Source organism: Stenotrophomonas maltophilia group sp. P373, assembly GCF_053295075.1.
This window is the reverse complement of record NZ_CM129994.1, coordinates 2,665,697-2,683,067: the sequence shown is the minus strand read 5'-3', so window position 1 is coordinate 2,683,067 and position 17,371 is coordinate 2,665,697. Positions and strand designations below refer to the sequence as shown.

The 17,371-nt window shown below is 63.2% G+C and carries 18 protein-coding genes and 1 pseudogene; 12 read left to right on the top strand and 7 right to left on the bottom strand.

Annotation, left to right across the window (positions count from 1 at the left end):
- Position 1 precedes the first annotated feature (1 nt).
- From ACSYHF_RS12530 to ACSYHF_RS12500, 7 genes are all read right to left on the bottom strand, one after another.
- Positions 2-1,705, bottom strand: coding sequence for a hybrid sensor histidine kinase/response regulator (locus tag ACSYHF_RS12530; protein ID WP_095377220.1), 1,704 nt, complete (start codon positions 1,703-1,705; stop codon positions 2-4).
- A 185-nt stretch (positions 1,706-1,890) separates the two neighbouring features.
- Positions 1,891-2,067 carry a hypothetical protein gene (locus ACSYHF_RS12525; RefSeq protein ID WP_005417260.1) on the bottom strand — a complete coding sequence of 59 codons (177 nt, stop codon included), beginning with the start codon at positions 2,065-2,067 and terminating at the stop codon, positions 1,891-1,893.
- Positions 2,068-2,083: 16 nt separating this feature from the next.
- Positions 2,084-2,332, bottom strand: coding sequence for a hypothetical protein (locus ACSYHF_RS12520; RefSeq protein WP_005417258.1), 249 nt, complete (start codon positions 2,330-2,332; stop codon positions 2,084-2,086).
- A 113-nt stretch (positions 2,333-2,445) separates the two neighbouring features.
- The gene (locus tag ACSYHF_RS12515) at positions 2,446-2,691 is read right to left on the bottom strand and encodes a hypothetical protein (RefSeq protein WP_005417256.1); all 246 of its coding nucleotides are present in this window, start codon (positions 2,689-2,691) and stop codon (positions 2,446-2,448) included.
- A 124-nt stretch (positions 2,692-2,815) separates the two neighbouring features.
- Positions 2,816-3,085 (bottom strand): hypothetical protein, encoded by a 270-nt coding sequence (locus ACSYHF_RS12510; protein ID WP_447575699.1) that lies wholly within the window; start codon positions 3,083-3,085, stop codon positions 2,816-2,818.
- A 143-nt stretch (positions 3,086-3,228) separates the two neighbouring features.
- Positions 3,229-4,440 carry an MFS transporter gene (locus tag ACSYHF_RS12505; RefSeq protein ID WP_447575698.1) on the bottom strand — a complete coding sequence of 404 codons (1,212 nt, stop codon included), beginning with the start codon at positions 4,438-4,440 and terminating at the stop codon, positions 3,229-3,231.
- A gap of 127 nt (positions 4,441-4,567) precedes the next feature.
- Complete coding sequence (locus tag ACSYHF_RS12500) at positions 4,568-4,987, bottom strand: HD domain-containing protein (RefSeq protein ID WP_049415052.1); 420 nt, start codon at positions 4,985-4,987, stop codon at positions 4,568-4,570.
- Between the two features lie 130 nt (positions 4,988-5,117).
- On the opposite strand from ACSYHF_RS12500, the gene ACSYHF_RS12495 reads away from it, so the two are divergent.
- The 12 genes and pseudogenes from ACSYHF_RS12495 (at position 5,118) to ACSYHF_RS12440 (ending at position 17,334) form a co-directional block, all read left to right on the top strand.
- On the top strand, positions 5,118-5,375 hold the full coding sequence (locus tag ACSYHF_RS12495) for a hypothetical protein (protein ID WP_005417248.1): 258 nt from the start codon (positions 5,118-5,120) through the stop codon (positions 5,373-5,375).
- Positions 5,376-5,410: 35 nt separating this feature from the next.
- The gene (locus ACSYHF_RS12490; protein WP_061480696.1) at positions 5,411-7,090 is read left to right on the top strand and encodes a type IV secretory system conjugative DNA transfer family protein; all 1,680 of its coding nucleotides are present in this window, start codon (positions 5,411-5,413) and stop codon (positions 7,088-7,090) included.
- A gap of 424 nt (positions 7,091-7,514) precedes the next feature.
- On the top strand, positions 7,515-7,961 hold the full coding sequence (locus tag ACSYHF_RS12485) for a hypothetical protein (RefSeq protein ID WP_095377175.1): 447 nt from the start codon (positions 7,515-7,517) through the stop codon (positions 7,959-7,961).
- 89 nt (positions 7,962-8,050) lie between these two features.
- A complete protein-coding gene (locus ACSYHF_RS12480) occupies positions 8,051-9,106 on the top strand; it encodes a virB8 family protein (RefSeq protein ID WP_019660295.1) in 1,056 nt (351 codons plus the stop codon).
- Entirely contained in the window at positions 9,103-9,882 is a 780-nt protein-coding gene (locus ACSYHF_RS12475) for a TrbG/VirB9 family P-type conjugative transfer protein (protein ID WP_014037652.1), read from the top strand. Before ACSYHF_RS12480 ends, ACSYHF_RS12475 begins: the two co-directional genes overlap by 4 nt.
- Positions 9,879-11,150, top strand: a complete 1,272-nt coding sequence (locus tag ACSYHF_RS12470) for a TrbI/VirB10 family protein (RefSeq protein ID WP_053500185.1) — start codon at positions 9,879-9,881, stop codon at positions 11,148-11,150. Before ACSYHF_RS12475 ends, ACSYHF_RS12470 begins: the two co-directional genes overlap by 4 nt.
- A 14-nt stretch (positions 11,151-11,164) precedes the next feature.
- Positions 11,165-12,208 carry a P-type DNA transfer ATPase VirB11 gene (virB11, locus tag ACSYHF_RS12465; protein ID WP_049415061.1) on the top strand — a complete coding sequence of 348 codons (1,044 nt, stop codon included), beginning with the start codon at positions 11,165-11,167 and terminating at the stop codon, positions 12,206-12,208.
- Between the two features lie 3 nt (positions 12,209-12,211).
- Positions 12,212-12,689 (top strand): annotated as a pseudogene (locus ACSYHF_RS12460) (lytic transglycosylase domain-containing protein); the annotation flags it as partial.
- 567 nt (positions 12,690-13,256) lie between these two features.
- On the top strand, positions 13,257-13,667 hold the full coding sequence (locus tag ACSYHF_RS12455) for a TrbC/VirB2 family protein (RefSeq protein ID WP_049415067.1): 411 nt from the start codon (positions 13,257-13,259) through the stop codon (positions 13,665-13,667).
- The gene (locus ACSYHF_RS12450) at positions 13,660-13,968 is read left to right on the top strand and encodes a type IV secretion system protein VirB3 (RefSeq protein WP_019660289.1); all 309 of its coding nucleotides are present in this window, start codon (positions 13,660-13,662) and stop codon (positions 13,966-13,968) included. Before ACSYHF_RS12455 ends, ACSYHF_RS12450 begins: the two co-directional genes overlap by 8 nt.
- An 81-nt stretch (positions 13,969-14,049) precedes the next feature.
- Positions 14,050-16,491, top strand: coding sequence for a VirB4 family type IV secretion/conjugal transfer ATPase (locus ACSYHF_RS12445; RefSeq protein ID WP_447575697.1), 2,442 nt, complete (start codon positions 14,050-14,052; stop codon positions 16,489-16,491).
- A gap of 45 nt (positions 16,492-16,536) precedes the next feature.
- Positions 16,537-17,334, top strand: coding sequence for a hypothetical protein (locus ACSYHF_RS12440; RefSeq protein WP_271162860.1), 798 nt, complete (start codon positions 16,537-16,539; stop codon positions 17,332-17,334).
- Positions 17,335-17,371 lie beyond the last annotated feature (37 nt).

Sequence of the window (17,371 nt, the reverse complement as noted above, 5' to 3'; positions counted from 1 at the left end):
GCTAGGGCGATGCCATCACAGCCAGCGCGCGGCGCGCGGTCTCGGTCATCACCGAGGCCAGCTGCTTCAATGAGTACGGCTTGCGCAGCAGGGTGAAGCCATGGCCAGGATCCCGCGCCAGCAATTCGCTGTAGCCGCTGGTGAGGATCACCGGAAGCTCCGGGAAGCGGGCGCGGATGGCACGGGCCAGATCCAGGCCGTTCATGCCTGGCATTACCACGTCGCTGAACACCACATGGAAGCGCGCGGCATCCCGTTCCAGCTCGGCCAGGGCCTCGTCCGCATTGCGTGCAAGGACCACGCTGTAGTCGAGTTCGCGCAGGGCGCCCACCGCAAATTCGGCCACGTCGACGTTGTCTTCCACCACCAGCACGCAGACGCCATGCCCATGCTGCAGCCCCGATTGCGCCGCCGGCCGTTCCGCCGTTTCTCCTGCCTGCGCCAGCGGCAGGTACAGCGTAAAGCGGGTACCGGCGCCGGCCTGGCTCTGCACGTCCACCTCACCTTCTGACTGCTTGACGAAGCCGAATACCTGGCTGAGACCGAGCCCGGTCCCAGCGCCCACGCTCTTGGTGGTGAAGAAGGGCTCGAAAATGCGGTCAACCACCGCAGGGTCGATGCCCGCTCCGGTGTCGGTCACACTGATCGCGGCAAAGTCGCCCTTCATCGGCGCGGCGAAGCGCACCGAAGGCACGGCGGTTACCCGTTCCACTTCGATGGTCACCCGGCCGTGTCCCTCGATCGCGTCGCGGGCATTGACCGCGATGTTGATCAATGCGGTGTCCAGCTGGGTCCGGTCCAGCAGTACCGGCATCGGTGTATCGGGCAATGTCAACGACACCTGGATGCGCGCGCCAAGTACCGTGGTGATGATATCCGAGAGCGCGTGCACGCTTTCGCAGAGGTCGAAGACCTCCGGCGACAGGCTCTGGCGACGCGAGAATGCAAGCAGTTGCGCGGTCAGCTTGGTGGCGCGGTCCGACGCTGTTGCAATGGCCTGGATGTAGCGGCGCCGGGTGTCGTCTGCCGGCCACGTGTGCAGGAGCATGTCTACCGAACCGGTGATGACCTGCAGCAGGTTGTTGAAGTCGTGGGCCACCCCGCCGGTGAGCTGGCCGATCGCCTCCAGCTTCTGCGACTGGCGCAGCTGCTCGCGGGCGCGCACCAGTTCCAGATGGGCCTCCCGCGCCTGCTCGGTGATCGCCGCGACCTGGCGGCTGTGCAGGTCGCGCTCGATCACCCGTTCGGTCTGTTCGCTGACCACGCACAGGATGCCGGCCACACTGCCGCAGCCGACGCGCAGCGGCGAATAGGAGAACGTCCAGAATGTTTCACGCAGCGTGCCGTCGCGATCCATCATCAGTGGGAGGTTCTTGAAGCTGCGGCTGGTGCCGGCGAAGGCATCGTTGACGGCCTGCACCACGTTCGGCCATACGTCCGCCCAGACATCCTCCAGGCGATTGCCCATCGCGCCGTGCAGTTTTTCCCCCAGCATGGGCAGGTACGCATCATTGAAGAAGAACGCCTTGTCTTCCTTGCCCCAGGCAAGCCACAGGGGTTCTGGCGAATCCAGGATCATCGCCAGCAACGTGCGAAGTTCGGCGGGTGCGCTTGCGGCAGTGGCCGAGCGGGCCCAGTCACTGTCCTGCAGCAGTCGGTAGGCGAGCTGATCAGGTGCAGAGACTGGCAGGGGAAAAGGATGCATGGCCGCCATTGGCGCAGGAAGGTGGCGCAGCATAGCCGAGCGCATGTCATGACGCTCTGCACACCGCCGACATGAAAGGCCTCGCCACTTCGCCGCCGACGTGGCAGGGATGCACCCTTTGCTCCGCAGGTTGCCGCTATCGCGGCGCAGCGCGAAGGGAGGCGACGCTGGCCTGAGCGGCGGGTCTAGCCCTCACGACCTGCCTGCGCGGTGAGCGCATCCCGGCCAGCCTCGGTGAGGTCGATATCCCCGTCCTCTGCCTGTACCGCCCATCCGGCGGTCACCGCCCACGTTGCGGCATCACCGCGCACCGGTTCTGCAGCGGCGATGGCCTGGAGTATTTTCCGCTGTTCCACAGTCATTACCACGTCGCGGTCCTCAGATACCCAGCAACGACGCCGGTTGCCAGTCCGACAGACGGGCATGGCTGACCGGTTGATGGCAGCCGCACCCGTCGCAGCGGAACAATGCTCCACCTGGCAAGTGCACCAGATTGTCCTCACTGGCCGAACTGGTCGACGTGCAATGCCGGCAGGTGACCGTGAGCGCGGTGATGCGCTGCACGCCCCCTGACAGATCGAACACGGCCTCGAACGCGCGAATGACAGGGTGGGCAGTGTCCGGCATCTGAATCTCGACAGGGTGGGGAGACCTCATCGTCGCGCGCCGGTTGTGATGGGCCAGTCGCCCAGGTGCATGGACATGATCAAGACAGCTGCGGCAACCGGCAGCGCTCCATTTCAGAGATCCTTTTTCTTTCCGCTCAGGTCCAGCGGCTTGTCACTGCCGCCGCGCTCGCTCGACCACACTTCCACACCCTTGTTGCAACGGCTCTCGCGGGCAGCGACCTCGCGTGGCAGATCCTTCAGATGGGGTGACTCTTGGCAGGTCGGATGCATGGCGCTGTCGTCGTAGGTGGCGCAGGCGCTGAGCGACGCCAGAGCGATGGCAGTGAGGGTGGCGCGGAACGAAGGCTGCAGGTTCATGGGGTGGCCTCGGGTAATGCCAGGATGGTCATGGAATTCAAATCCGTGACGCCGGGCATGCACAATCGGACCCATTGCACTTGTTATTCTGTAACAAATGCGCGATAGTCCGGCCCCTGCTGGGTCAGGCGATGCACATCATCAGCACCATGCACAGCGCCACCATCAGCACGAACACACGACGGCTCAGCGCCAGGCAGGCCAGATAGGCTGCGAGCGCCCAGGCAGCCAGCAGTGCGCAGGCCACCACCCACAGCCCGATCCCCATCATCGAATCGGCTGCCAACGCGGACAAGGCGATGGCCTTGGACAACGCCACCCCCAACACGCTGCCCAGCATGCCGGCCTGCAAGGCGATGGCATCGTGGCGGGCAGGGGCGCGAGGGTGGTGCATTGCGGGTCCGGTGCAGGCCGAGAAAACGGCGTCGGCTGCACTGTGCCCAAATGCACATCCACGAAATGTGTTCATCGCGCGTCAGGAGCGCGACGAAGACCGCGCAGTCGACCGGTCGACCTGTGGATGCGGTCGTCCGTTCTTCAGTGGTTGCCGGCGGCGACGGTCTTGTGCTTCCTGTCCAGCATCACCGCCACGCACCACAGCAGCAGGCCGCCGATCGCGGTGGCTGCACCGACATAGCCGGTACTGGCCGGGCTGAAGCCGGCGCTGATCGCCATGCCGCCCAGCCACGGGCCGAGTGCGTTGGCGGTATTGAAGGCGGCGTGATTGGAGGCCGCCGCCAGCGTCTGCGCTTCGCCGGCCACGTCCATCAGGCGCGTCTGCAGCACCGCCGCCAGCGCACCCATGGTGCCGACCGTGATGATCATCGGGCCGATGGTCCACACCGACTGTGCGGCCAGCGGATACAGCAGCAGCATCACGATCGACCACAGCAGCACCACGGCGGCGGCCTTAAAATGGAACTTGTCCACCAGCCAGCCACCGGCGATGTTGCCGATGATCGCGCCGATGCCGAACACGCCTACTGCCAGCGGCATCCACGATTCGGCCACGCCGGTGACCTGCACGAGGGTGGGTGCGAGGTAGGTGAACACGCAGAACATGCCGGCGAAGCCGACCGCACCGATCGCCAGCGCCAGCCACACCTGGGGAGTGTTGAAGGCGCGCAGTTCGCGCATCGGCGAGGTACGCACTTCGTCCGGGTCCGGCAGCAGGAAGCGCGCGATCATCGCCACCGTGGCAATGGCCAGCACGCTGACCAGGGCAAAGGCGGTGCGCCAGCTCAACTGCTGGCCCAGCCAGGTGGTCAACGGATTGCCGACCAGGATCGCGATCGACAGGCCCAGCAGCACCCGCGACATCGCCTGGCCGCGCTGGCCGGCAGGGCTGATCGCAGCGGCCACCAGCATCGCAACGCCGAAGTAGGCGCCATGCGGCAGGCCGGCGACGAAGCGTGCCACCAGCATCGTGCCGTAATTCGGTGCCAGCGCGCTGGCCAGGTTGCCGATCGCGTAGAAGCCCATCAGCGCCAACAGCAGCTTGCGGCGCGGGAAGCTGGCACCCACGAAGGCGAGGATCGGGGCACCGACCACCACGCCGATGGCGTAGGCGCTGATCAGGTGCCCGACCTGGGTTTCGGAAATCGACAGGCCGCGGCTGATCTCCAGCATCAGCCCCATGCTGGCGAATTCGCTGGTGCCGATGGCAAATCCACCCAGCGACAGGGCGAGGATGATCAGGGTGCGCTGGCGGGGCGTCAGCCGCGCAGCCAGGGAAGAGTTGGGGCTCATGCGGGGGCGCGATGGGGCGGGGGAGCCGTCCATTGTACTGCTGCACTGCAACAGGAGCAGCAGCACTCAGGGTAAATCAGCGTTTGATCGGTGACACGCCGGCCCTCCGCGCCGCCTCGCGGCCGGCTCAGATGCCCAGCGCCGCCCGGGCATGAGCGTATTTGTCGCGAAGGCGCCCTGCCGTGGTCCCGTCCAGCATCGCCAGCCGCTGTGGATCGGCGTTGTCATCCAGATCGGCGCGCTTCACTTTCAATGCAAGCGGGTGGGCGGCAATGCGCGCGTAGTAGCTGTCCGCGTCAGGAGCTGCATCGCGGTTGAGCAGTTGCACCGCTTCGCGCAGCGGCGCAGGGAATACCTCGATCCGCGCGGCAAACGCCGGGCAGTCCTCGGCCACGTCATGCAGCCAGGCCACCACTTCGGCGTCATCGTCGCCGCGCACGGCGGCCGCCACCCGCGCCACATGGCCGATATAAGGCTGGCCGGCCTTGTCGATCTGCCCCGCGTGGGCCTCGGTGGCCAGCGTACGGGCAAGTGCTACCCAGTCCATTGCAGTCTCCTTGGATATCCGCGCACAGTTTCGCGCAAAAGCCGCAGCGGTTGTGGATGCGCCCATGACGCTGCCACGGGCATGATGGCGAGGCAGGGGACGCAGTGTTGCCCCGACAAGGAGGAGTGAGATGCAGGAATTCAGGCATGTGCTGGAAACCCGTGGACGCTATCAGCTGGTAGCGGTGTCCTACGAGCCGGTGTACGCTCCCGGCGATGTGGTCGGCCATGCGGTCGTCGCCGACGATGGGGATCGTTTGACCGACCTGATATCACTGGCCGAAGCGCGCCAACGCTTGCTGCAACTGGTGCGTGAAGAGGGCGAGGAGCCCGGGCTGGAAAACGAGAACCACCTGCGGAAGAAGGCGTCGCGCTGGCGCCACCGCTAGGCCGTCGCGCCGCGTGCGCATCATGGAGGATTCGGGTGTTGCCCAGTAAGAAGTATCTGCTCATCGCCATCATCACGCTGGCGACCCTGCTGCTCGGTTTCGTGTTTTCCGGCTATCTGACCCTGCTGTTCCTGGGGCTGGACACCCAGCTGTTCACCTGGAACACCTACTACCAGTACGTCCACGCCATCGGCCAACCGCAGGTCGCGCCCTTCGTGGGCAAGATCAAATGGGCTGGCTACGTGGGCTTCGGCCTGCCCCTGCTGGTGCTGCTGGTGGCCGGCCTGGTGCTGCTGCTGAAGAAGGACAAGCGCTCGCTGCACGGCGACGCGCGCTTCGCCACCGGCGCCGACCTGGCCAAGCACGGCATGTTCAAGAAGACCGGGCAGAGCATCGTGGTCGGCAGCCATGGCGGCAAGCTGGTGCGCCTGGATGGCCAGCAGTTCGTGATCCTGGCCGCGCCGACCCGCTCGGGCAAGGGCGTGGGCGTGGTCATCCCGAACCTGCTGGAGTACGGCGAATCGCTGGTGGTGCTGGACATCAAGCAGGAGAACTTCGACCTGACCAGTGGCTGGCGCGCCAGCCAGGGCCAGGAAATCTACCTGTTCAATCCCTTCGCCGAGGACCGGCGCACGCACCGCTGGAACCCGCTCAGTTACGTCTCCGATGATCCGGCCTTCCGCGTGTCGGACCTGATGAGCATCGCCGCGATGCTGTATCCGGACGGGGCCGAGGACCAGAAATTCTGGGTCAGCCAGGCGCGCAACGCGTTCATGGCCTTCACCCTGTACCTGTTCGAGAACTGGGACGACGAGCGCAGCAGCGGTTTCCCGGGCGGCGCCGGCACCCCCACGCTCGGTGCGGTGTACCGTCTGTCCTCCGGCGACGGCACCGACCTGAAGAAGTACCTCAAGACCCTGTCGGAGCGGCCGTTCCTCAGCGCCAATGCACGTTCGGCATTCGCCAACATGCTGTCGCAGGCCGATGAGACCTTCGCCTCGATCCTGGGCACCTTCAAGGAACCGCTCAATCCCTGGATCAATCCGGTGCTGGACAAGGCCACCAGCTGCAACGACTTCCTGCTGACCGATGTCCGCAAGAAGAAGATGACCATCTATATTGGCATCCAGCCGAACAAGCTGGCCGAGAGCCGGCTGATCATCAACCTGTTCTTCAGCCAGCTGATCAACCTCAACACCAAGGAACTGCCCAAGTCCAACCCGGACCTGAAGTACCAGTGCCTGCTGCTGATGGACGAATTCACCTCGATCGGCAAAGTGGAGATCATCGCCTCGGCGGTGTCCTACATGGCTGGCTACAACATCCGCCTGCTGCCGATCATCCAGAGCATGTCCCAGCTCGACGCCACCTACGGCCGGGAAGTGTCACGCACCATCATCACCAACCATGCCCTGCAGATCCTGTACGCGCCGCGTGAGCAACAGGATGCCAATGACTATTCGGACATGCTGGGCTACACCACGGTGCGCAAGAAGAACGTCACCCATGCCCGCGAGAAGACCCACAACTTCACCGAGGAACGGCGCGCGCTGATGCTGCCGCAGGAGCTGAAGGCAATGGGGCCGGACATGGAGGTGTTCCTGTATGAGGGCATACCGCATCCGGTGAAGTGCGACAAGATCCGCTACTACAAGGACCGCTACTTCACTTCGAGGCTGCTGCCGAAGGTGGACGTTCCGATGCTGAACGTCTAATTCACGACGCTTAATTTGTGAATTTGATTCGAAGTTAAGGATGTGAATTCGTGATTTCGGTCAAGAATTTGGCATTTGTTCATGGATTTTCAGACTTGTCTGACATGGAATTGACGCGTGGTTGTGCGACCCTGTGCATGTCGTCCAGAAGTGTGTGCTGGATGTCGAAGATGTAGCAGCAGGGTGGCCAGGAGTTTGTGCCATGGAAACAAGGATGGTTTCGACGTTGGTGAGGTATGCGGATGTGTTGTCGGCTGCGCCGATGGCCCCGCGACCTGGTTGGCAGCCTTTGGGCTGCAGGGGAGCCGGAGTGGGTGCGCTGCACACAGCGTGTCCCTCCGATTCCGGCGTGCGCGATGCAGCGCCGGACGACCAGGGGACCAATGCTCGGGACTGCTTTTTCGTACGTCAAAGTGAAGCCCGTATGAATCAGGCGTTTATCGCGAAAATGTCCATCGCCGCAGTGGCGGCGCTGATGGTGGCCGGTTGCGCCACCAAGTCCGCTCCGGATTTCGGAGGCCGCTGGAAGCCGGTCAACCGCTTTGCTGCGACGACGACCGAAATTCCGCTGTACTCCAGCTACGTCTACCAGGCCTCGCCGATGGATGGCACGCTCAAAGCCATGCTCGAGCGCTGGGCCAAGGATTCCGGGCGCACGCTGGACTACCGCCTCAGCTCGGATTTCACTCTGTATGGCGCGGTCTCGAACATCGACACCACCAACGCACAGCAGGCCGTGATCGATCTGACCGCAGCCTATGCGGCGCAGGGCATCTCCGTCTCCATCGTTGGCAACCAGATCGTTGTGCAGAGCGCTGGCTCGACGCCGACCGCGTCGGCGCAGGGCGCTGATTCCAAGAGCGGCACCTGAGCCCACCTCGAAATCATCGAACGTGCCGCTCCCCGCGCCTGTCGCAGGGGTGCCACGCCCATTGATGTTTCAGCAGTACGGAAGAATCCATGTTCCGCAAGAAGGATCCCGGCAATAGTCCCAAGGTCGAGCAGTCGGTCGCCAAGGCGGTCAGCTACGAGATCACCGTGGCCGACATGGCGCGCCGCAGCGAGCGGCGCGCGTGGTGGGTCGCCACGGGCTCGTTGCTGATGTCGCTCGCGCTGGCGGGGGGCTACTACTACATGCTGCCGCTGAAGGAGAAGGTGCCGTTCCTGGTGATGGCCGATGCCTACACGGGTACCGCGACCGTCGCGCGCCTGAGTGGCACGTTCCAGGGCGAGACGATCACCACCAACGAAGCGATCAATCGCAGTAACGTCGCCCAGTACGTGCTCGCGCGCGAATCGTACGACTCGGCGGTGATGGGGCTGCGTGACTGGGAACTGGTGTTCGTGATGTCTACCGATCCGGTGGCGCAGTCCATGCGTGTCCGCTATGCCGGCAACAATCCGCAGAACCCGTTCGTGATGTATGGCCGCGAACGCGCGATCCGGGTCAAGATCCTCAGCATCACGCCGCTGGGCGCAGAACCGAACGGCAGCTTCCGCGGCGCTTCGGTGCGCATCCAGCGCAGCCTGCTGGACAAGCGCACCGGCGTCTCTACCTACCTGGACAACCAGCTGGTGACGATGCGCTTCGAGTACAACCAGAACCTGGCGTTGTCCGAGCAGGATCGCATCCTCAATCCGCTGGCGTTCCAGGTCACCGAGTACCGCGTCGACAACGACTACTCGCGTGGCGTGCCGGTGCCGGATGACGGCGCCATGCAGGCACAGGCGCAGCAGGCCGCGCAGGCCGCGCAGCAGGCGCAGGGTGTCTACGATCCCAACAATCCGGCCGCGGCCACCATGATCGACCCGGCCACCGGCCAGCCGGTCGCGGTGCCAGCCAACGGCCAGGTACCGGGTCAGGCAATGCCGGGACAGCCTGTACAGGGCCAACCGATGCCGGGTCAGCCGGTGCAGGGGCAAGCAATGCCGGGGCAGGCCATGCCCGGACAGCCGGCCATGAGGCCGGCGCAGAACAATTCCACCGGAACTGCTGATGGAGCAAGCAACCGATGAGTAGTCGAAATATCAGGGGAAGCGCGCTGGCGCTGCTGTCGATGTTGTCGTTGCTGTTCTCAGCAGCGGCGATGGCGCAGGCGGTTGACCACTACGAGTACGAGAAGGACCGCATCTATCCGGTTCGCACCGGCCTGGGCCTGACCACCCAGATCGAGTTGAGCCCGAACGAGAAGATCCTCGACTACAGCACCGGCTTCAGCAGCGGCTGGGAACTGACCCGTCGCGAGAACGTGTTCTACCTCAAGCCGAAGAACGTCGACGTCGACACCAACATGATGGTGCGCACCGAGACCCATTCCTACATCTTCGAACTGAAGGTAGTAGCCACCGACTGGCGCCAGCTGGAGCAGGCACGCCGTGCAGGCGTGCAGTACAAGATCGCCTTCGTCTATCCCAACGACACCGTGTTCGGTGTCGCCCAGGAAGCGGTCGAAGAAGAGGCCAAGCCGTTGTTGAGCTCGGAACTGGCCAAGGACCGGCAGTACAACTTCAACTACTCCTATTCGACCAGCAAGGCGAAGAAGATGGGGTGGCTGATCCCGGTCAACGCCTACGACGATGGTCGTTTCACCTACCTGAAACTGCCGAATTCGCCGGAGTACAAGACCGGCATCTTCCCGGCGGTGTTCGGTCGTGAAACGGAATACGGTGAAGACTTCGTGGTCAACACCACGGTTGAAGGCAATACGCTGATCGTGCACGGGACGCACCCGTACCTGGTCATCCGCCACGGCGACTTCGTCGTCGGCCTGCGAAGGAACGTGAAGAAATGAGCCAGCAGAACACTCCCGGAAACGACCCGAACAACGGACGCGACGAGAGCCAGAGCCCGTACGGCGCACAGGGTGCCGCGGACGCGCCGTCGAATCCCTACTTCGGCACGACCCAGGCCGAGCCTGCGCCGGATCTGGATGCGGCCGCGCCGCAGCTGCGCTCTGCCGAAGAGCAGCGGTTGAACCGCAAGGCGCTGCTGTTCCTCGGCGGTATCGTGCTGCTGCTGGTGGCCATGGGCTTCCTGCTGTTCCGGAAGGGGCAGGATGACAAGAATGCCGTGCAGAAGGTGCCGGAAGTTGCGCGCGTGTCTACGCCGACGCTGCCGGACGCCGTGCAGACGGATCCGGTTCCGTCGCAGGCGATGCAGCCCGCTGACCCGATTCCGATGCTGCCACCGCTGCCGCCGCAGGAGAGCAATGCCATTTCGCCAGCGATGATGGGCACGCGTCAGGAGCGCGAGATCGAGCGTGGCCCCTCGCTGCTTGATCGCCGCATTGCCGGGTCTGGCGGTGGCGTGGGTGGCATGGGTGAAGGGCAGGGTCAGGCTGGGGGTCCTCCTTCATCCTACGAACAGGCCATGCTCGCCACGCTGCAGGCGCAGAACGGCAACACCGCTCCCGCAAAGGTTCGCCGCGGCCCGGACGTCGAGGATGTCTCCAGCGCCACCTACATCCAAAGCCCCGATGCGCTGCTGGTGCGTGGCACCTACCTGCGTTGCGTGCTGGAAACCCGCATCATCACCGACCTCGCCGGCTACACCTCGTGCCTGCTGACCGAGCCGGTGTACTCGATCAACGGCCGTAACCTGCTGCTGCCGAAGGGCTCCAAGATCTATGGCGCCTACGGCGGCGGTCCGATGGGCAAGCGCGTGGAAGTGATCTGGGATCGCATCACCACACCGAATGGCATCGACGTTGCGATGTCCAGCCCGGGCGTGGATCAGCTGGGTGGCGCCGGTCATCCGGGCCAGTACAGCGCGCACTGGGGTAGCCGTATCGCATCGGCGCTGATGATCAGCCTGATTTCCGACGCCTTCAAGTATGCGGCCGCCGAGCACGGTCCGGAGACCACGACCATCGCCAACAATGGCATGACGGTGCAGTCGCCCTACGAGAGTGCTACCGCACGCACGATGGAGCGCCTGGCCAACGAGGCACTCAGCAGCAACCGTCGTCCGCCAACCGTCACCATCAACCAGGGCACGATCGTGAACGTCTACGTCGCCAAGGACGTCGACTTCACCAACGTGCTGCATCCCCGCCGGTAACCCAACGAACGATCATGGACGCCGAAGTGTCACCCCTCGCCCTCGTCTCCAGCGATTTCCTGCGCTATCAGTACGAAGTGCTGGGCATCGCCGAGTACATGACCTCTCCGGAAGTGACGGAAATCTGCATCAACCGTCCCGGTGAGCTGTACCTGGAAACCCGGGCGGGGTGGCAGCGGGTGGACGTGCCGAGCCTGACCTTCGAGCGGGCCCGGCAGTTCTGCACGGCGGTGGTGAACGAGAGCAACACCGGCCAGCGCATCACCGATGCCGATCCGGTCGTGTCGCTCACGTTCCCCACCGGCCAGCGTGCGCAGTTCGTGATTCCGCCGGCATGTGATGCAGGCAAGGTGTCGATCACCATCCGTCTGCCGTCCAAGCACACCAAGTCGCTCAGCCAGTATCACGAAGATGGCTTCTTCAACCAGATCCTGGAGAGTGATGGCAGCATCAGCGAGCAGGATCGCGAGCTGCTGGAGCTGCGCCATTCGCGCGAGTACGCCGAGTTCTTCCGGCGTGCGGTGATGTACCGCAAGAACATCGTGGTATCCGGTGCGACCGGTAGCGGCAAGACCACCTTCATGAAGGCGCTGGTCAACCATATCCCGGACAACGAGCGCCTGGTCACCATCGAGGACGCACGCGAGCTGTTCCTGACCCAGCCCAATGTCGTGCACCTGCTGTATTCCAAGGGCGGGCAGAGCACCAGCAATGTCACGGCCAAGAGCTGCATGGAAGCCTGCCTGCGCATGAAGCCCGAGCGCATCATCCTGGCCGAGCTGCGCGGTGACGAAGCGTTCTACTTCATCCGCAACTGCGCGTCTGGCCACCCGGGCTCGATCACCAGCTGCCATGCAGGCAGCCCGGAGCAGACCTGGGACCAGCTGGCACTGATGGTGAAGGCGTCAGCCGAGGGTTCGGGCCTGGAGTTCAACGTGATCAAGCGGCTGTTGATGATGACGATCGATATCGTCGTGCATATCAAGGCGCATGCCGGCTCGCGCTACATCACCGGCATCGACTTCAATCCTGGGCGTGCCCAGGGGCAGGAGGGCTGAGGGATGCTGCCAGGACTGGAAATGATGGCGTGCCCGGAGATGGCCGTATCGATGGATGTGATGCAGCACGTCATCAATGTCGAATCGTCGCGCAATCCCTACGCCATCGGCGTGGTCGGCGGTGCACTGGTGCGCCAGCCCAAGGCCTTGGATGAAGCGCTGGCGACGGTGCGCATGCTGGAAGAGAAGGGCTACAACTTCTCGATCGGGCTGGCCCAGGTCAATCGCTACAACCTGGGCAAATACGGGCTGGATTCCTACGAGAAGGCCTTCCAGCAGTGCCCGAACCTGCAGGCCGGTTCGCGCATCCTCGCCGAGTGCTACAAGCGCTCCGGTGGTGACTGGGGCAAGTCGTTCAGCTGTTACTACTCGGGCAACTTCGAAACCGGCTTCCGTCACGGCTACGTGCAGAAGATCTACGACTCGATCCGCCGCGGCCAGCAGGTTGCCGGCAATGGTGTCGCACCGATCGACGTGGTCAGTCGGGGGGAGCGCCGCGCGGTGAAGGTCGAGCATCACCCGCAGCTGGTTTCGCCGGCGCAGGCGCGCATCGTTGCTCAATCCAATGGCCCCGTGTACGTGCCGTCGGAAGATCCCGCACGCGCCTATGTCGTGTACCCGTCCACCGGGGCGATGGCGCGGGGCAGCCTGCTGAACATCGCCGACCAGGCGCTGTCCAAGGTGGTACTGGGTTCGGTGGATCGGATGATGCAGCCGCAGGCGCAGCCGGCCCAGGCGGGCGCCTATCCGCAGCAGCAGGCCGGCGGCATGCCGCAGCAGGGCCCCGCACAGGCGATGGCCATGCCGCAGCAATTGCCGGGTGCGGCTGGCGTCGGCAACGAAGGGCCGGTGATGTTGCGCCCCTGGAGCGAGCGTAACCAGCCTGTGGCCGGTACCGACAATTCGTACAACGCGCCGGTGCAGGCCGCACCGGTGCAGCAGATTCCCGCAGGGGATGCGGCCTTCGTGTTCTGACGAAGTCGTGGTGCGGCCAGTCCCCCGGCTGGCCGATTCAGTTGTGTTAGTCCATCAACAAGGAAATCAATCCATGAAGCGATCCAATCTCGACCTCGTCCAGGCCCAGCGCACGCTGAAGACCCTGCTGATGGCCACGATCTTCGTTGGCGCACTGTTCGCCCCGCAGGTGTTCGCCACCAGTCCCGACTTCGGCGGCACCGACAAGAAGGTCTGCGGTTTCTTCTCCAACATCAACGGCCTGCTGAACATGGCCTCAATCGCCGTGGTGACCATTGCGGTGATCTTCGCCGGCTACCAGATCGCCTTCGCGCACAAGCGCATCGGTGACGTCGCGCCGATTCTGATCGGTGGCGTGCTGATCGGTGCCGCTGGCCAGATCGCACGCATGCTGCTGGGCGAAGGTAGTGATGGCAAGTGCGGTGCTGGTACCAGCACTGGCTACTACCTGATCAAAAACGCGATCCAGTACTACAGTGCATAAGAACGTCGTGTTCCGCGGCTGCACGCGCCCGGCCATGTTCCTGGGCGTGCCTTACCTGCCATTCTTCATGGTGGCAGGTGGTTTGCTGCTGCTCAGCATGTATACGAACTTCTGGTTCCTGCTCACCATTCCGGTGGCGGTCTTCATCATGCGGCAGATGGCCAAGCGTGACGAAATGATCTTCCGCCTGTTGGGCCTGCGCCTGATGTTCAAGCTGAAAGTCCGCAACGTGCAGGAACACGATGGCATGTGGGTGTTCAACCCCAACCATTACCGCGACAAGCCGGCCCGAATGGATTGAGGTCCGGATCCGGCCTGGCGGGCGTCCGCGCCCGCCGGGTCCTTTGTAACTCCTTGGCACTACCTCTTTGGAAGCAGTCGTATGTTCAGCCCTGACACCTCCATCAGTGAGTTTATCCCGTTGTCGTCGCACGTCGCCCCGAACGTGGTCAAGACCACGGGCGGCGACTACCTGCTGACCTGGCATCTGGAAGGGTTGCCGTTCGTCGGCCGTGAGGAGTGGGAGCTGGAGCATCGCCACAACACGTTCAACCGCCTGCTGCAGACGCTGCGTGCTCCCGACTTCGTGAACGTGGCGTTCTGGGTGCATGACATCCGTCGTCGCCGCACGCTGAAGGGCAAGAGCAACTACAAGCAGCGCTTCAACCAGGACGTGTCCGATCAGTACATGGGCATGCTGTCCTCGCAGCGCATCATGCAGAACGAGCTGTACCTGACCATGATCTATCGCCCCGTGGTGGCGGGTAAGCGCTTCGTCGAGAAGTCGGCGAACGTGGACAAGCTGCGCGCCGAGCAGGAGCAGGCAGTAGAAAAGTTGATGGAGCTGGCCGGCAACGTCGAGGCCGTCATCCGCGACTACGCGCCGTACCGCCTGGGAATGTACGAGGCAAAGAACGGCGTGGTGTTCTCTGAAACGCTGGAGCTGTTCGGCTACCTGATCAATCGCATTGACGAGCCGGTCCCGGTGCTGTCGGCACCAATCAAGGACTACCTGCCGGTCAGCCGGCACATGTTCTCGTCCAAGACCGGTGACTTCGTCATCAATACCCCTAATGGTGCCAACCACTTCGGCGCCATCCTGAACATCAAGGAGTATGCCGAGGGGACTTACCCGGGCATCCTCAACGGCCTGAAGTACCTGGACTACGAGTACGTCATCACCCATTCGTTCAGCCCGATGGGGCGTCAGGACGCGCTCAAGGTGCTCGACCGCACTAAGGGCATGATGATCTCCTCCGGTGACAAGGCAGTCAGCCAGATCGTCGAGCTGGACCAGGCGATGGACCAGCTGTCGTCGGGTAATTTCGTGCTGGGCGAGTACCACTTCATCATGACGGTCTACGGCGACAGCCAGGCCAAACTGTCGCAGAACGTGGCCACGACGCGCGCCGAGCTGTCCAATGCGGGTTTCGTGTCGACCAAGGAAGACCTGGCGGTCACCTCGTCCTTCTATTCGCAGCTGCCGGCCAACTGGCGCTATCGCACCCGCTTGGCCAATGTCAGCTCGCTGAACTTCCTGGGCCTGTCGCCGCTGCACAACTTCGCGACCGGCAAGCAGCACAATAACCCGTGGGGCGACTGCGTCACCACGCTGCAGACCACCAACGGCCAGCCGTACTACTTCAACTTCCACGCGACCCATCCGTCGGAAAACTCGCTGGGGGAGAAGGCGATCGCCAACACCATGGTGATCGGCAAGTCCGGTACCGGTAAGACCGCGCTGATCAACTTCCTGCTCAGCCAGGTGCAGAAGTATGAGCCGTCGCCGACCATCTTCTTCTTCGACAAGGACCGTGGTGCGGAAATCTTCGTGCGGGCCTGCGGAGGCAACTACCTGGCCCTGGAGAACGGCGCGCCGACCGGCTTCAACCCGTTCCAGTGCGAGAACAACGAAGCCAACGTGCAGTTCCTGGCCGACCTGATCAAGGTGCTGGCCGGCAAGCGTGAGTACAGCGCCCGCGAGGAAGAAGACATCTATCGCGCGGTGGAAAGCATGCTCGATACGCCGATGCATCTGCGCAGCATGACCAATTTCCAGAAGAGCCTGCCCAACATGGGTGACGATGGGCTCTACGCGCGCATGCGCCGCTGGACCTCGGGCAATTCGCTGGGCTGGGTATTTGATAATCCGATCGATACCGTTGACCTGAGCAAGGCCAATATCATCGGCTTCGACTACACCGACATCATCGACAACCCCGAAGTGCGTGTGCCGGTCATCAACTACCTGCTGCACCGCCTGGAGTCGCTGATCGATGGTCGTCCGCTGATCTACGTGATGGACGAGTTCTGGAAGATCCTGGACGGCGAGGGTGGCCTGAAGGAGTTCGCGAAGAACAAGCAGAAGACCATCCGTAAGCAGAACGGTCTTGGCATCTTCGCGACGCAGAGCCCGGAGGACGCGCTGAAGAGCGATATCTCCGCCGCGCTGATCGAGCAGACCGCCACGCTGATCCTGCTGCCGAACCCGAATGCCAGCAAGAGCGACTACATGGACGGCCTGAAGCTGACCGAGGCCGAGTTCAGGGTGGTTACCGCCCTGGACGAGCGCTCGCGCTGCTTCCTGGTCAAGCAGGGCCATGCGTCCAGCGTCTGCCAGCTCAACCTGCGTGGCATGGACGACATCCTCTCGGTGATCTCGGCCTCGACCGACAACATCGACATCATGCATCGGGTGTTGCAGACCGCTGCAGTCCGCAACCGGATCACCGTGGATGAGCTGACGCCGGAGCAGTGGCTGGAAGATTTCTACAAGAATCGAAAGGGTTCGGGCAAGACGGCAAGTACGGAAGCTGTGGCGTGAGTCGGGTGTCCCGACGCTCTTGAACGACCGACTATGGAGACGATGATGAACAGTCCGCACAAGAACAGTAAGAAGGCCCGTATGCCGCGCAGCACGAGACTGAGCGCGCTGGCAGTGGGCGCCGTGATGTCATTGGCAACCACGACGGCGAACGCAGGCTGGCCGGTGTTCGATTACTCGAACCTGCTGCAGGCCATCTATGAGTATAGGAATTCGATTACGAGTTACACGGCCGACGCCGCCGAGTATGCCGAGCAGGCAGAACGCTGGAAGAGAACGCTTGACCAATACGCTCAGGCGCTGGTGAAGGTGCAGGCGCAGATGCGCAAGATCGGCCTGCCGGAAGGGCAGCCGTTGGTACCCGTGCCTGCGGACTATCTGGTGGCGGAGACCTGTGGCAGCAAGAGCAGTTTCTCGCCCGGTGATCTCTTCAAGAGCCTTGTGTTCAATCCGACCGGGGACATCAAGGAACAGCAGACCCAGATCTGCGTGAACATCCGCATGATGCAGAATCGCAAGTACAACGATTCGGTCATGTTCCTCGCGCAGTCCATTCCCCAGATGGAGTCGGGCCTGAAGGAAATTTTCGATCTGCGCATCCTCAGCAATGATCAGGGCAACGTCCAGGGTTCGGACAGCGAAGCGACCCGCATGGCCAACAACCTGGAAGTGGCAGCGCAGAGCTGGGAAGGACGCATGCGTTCTTACGATGCCTACATTGAAGTAATGGAAGCCAACCAGAAGATCGTGGCACAGGCGGCGCTCAAGGGTGATCCCACCAAGACTCTTGCGAGCGATCTGGTGAAGACCGTCGCGCTGAAGACGGCACTGTCCATCGATTAAGGCCGGCGGTGGGGTAGGCGGAGCAAGTGCATGGGCG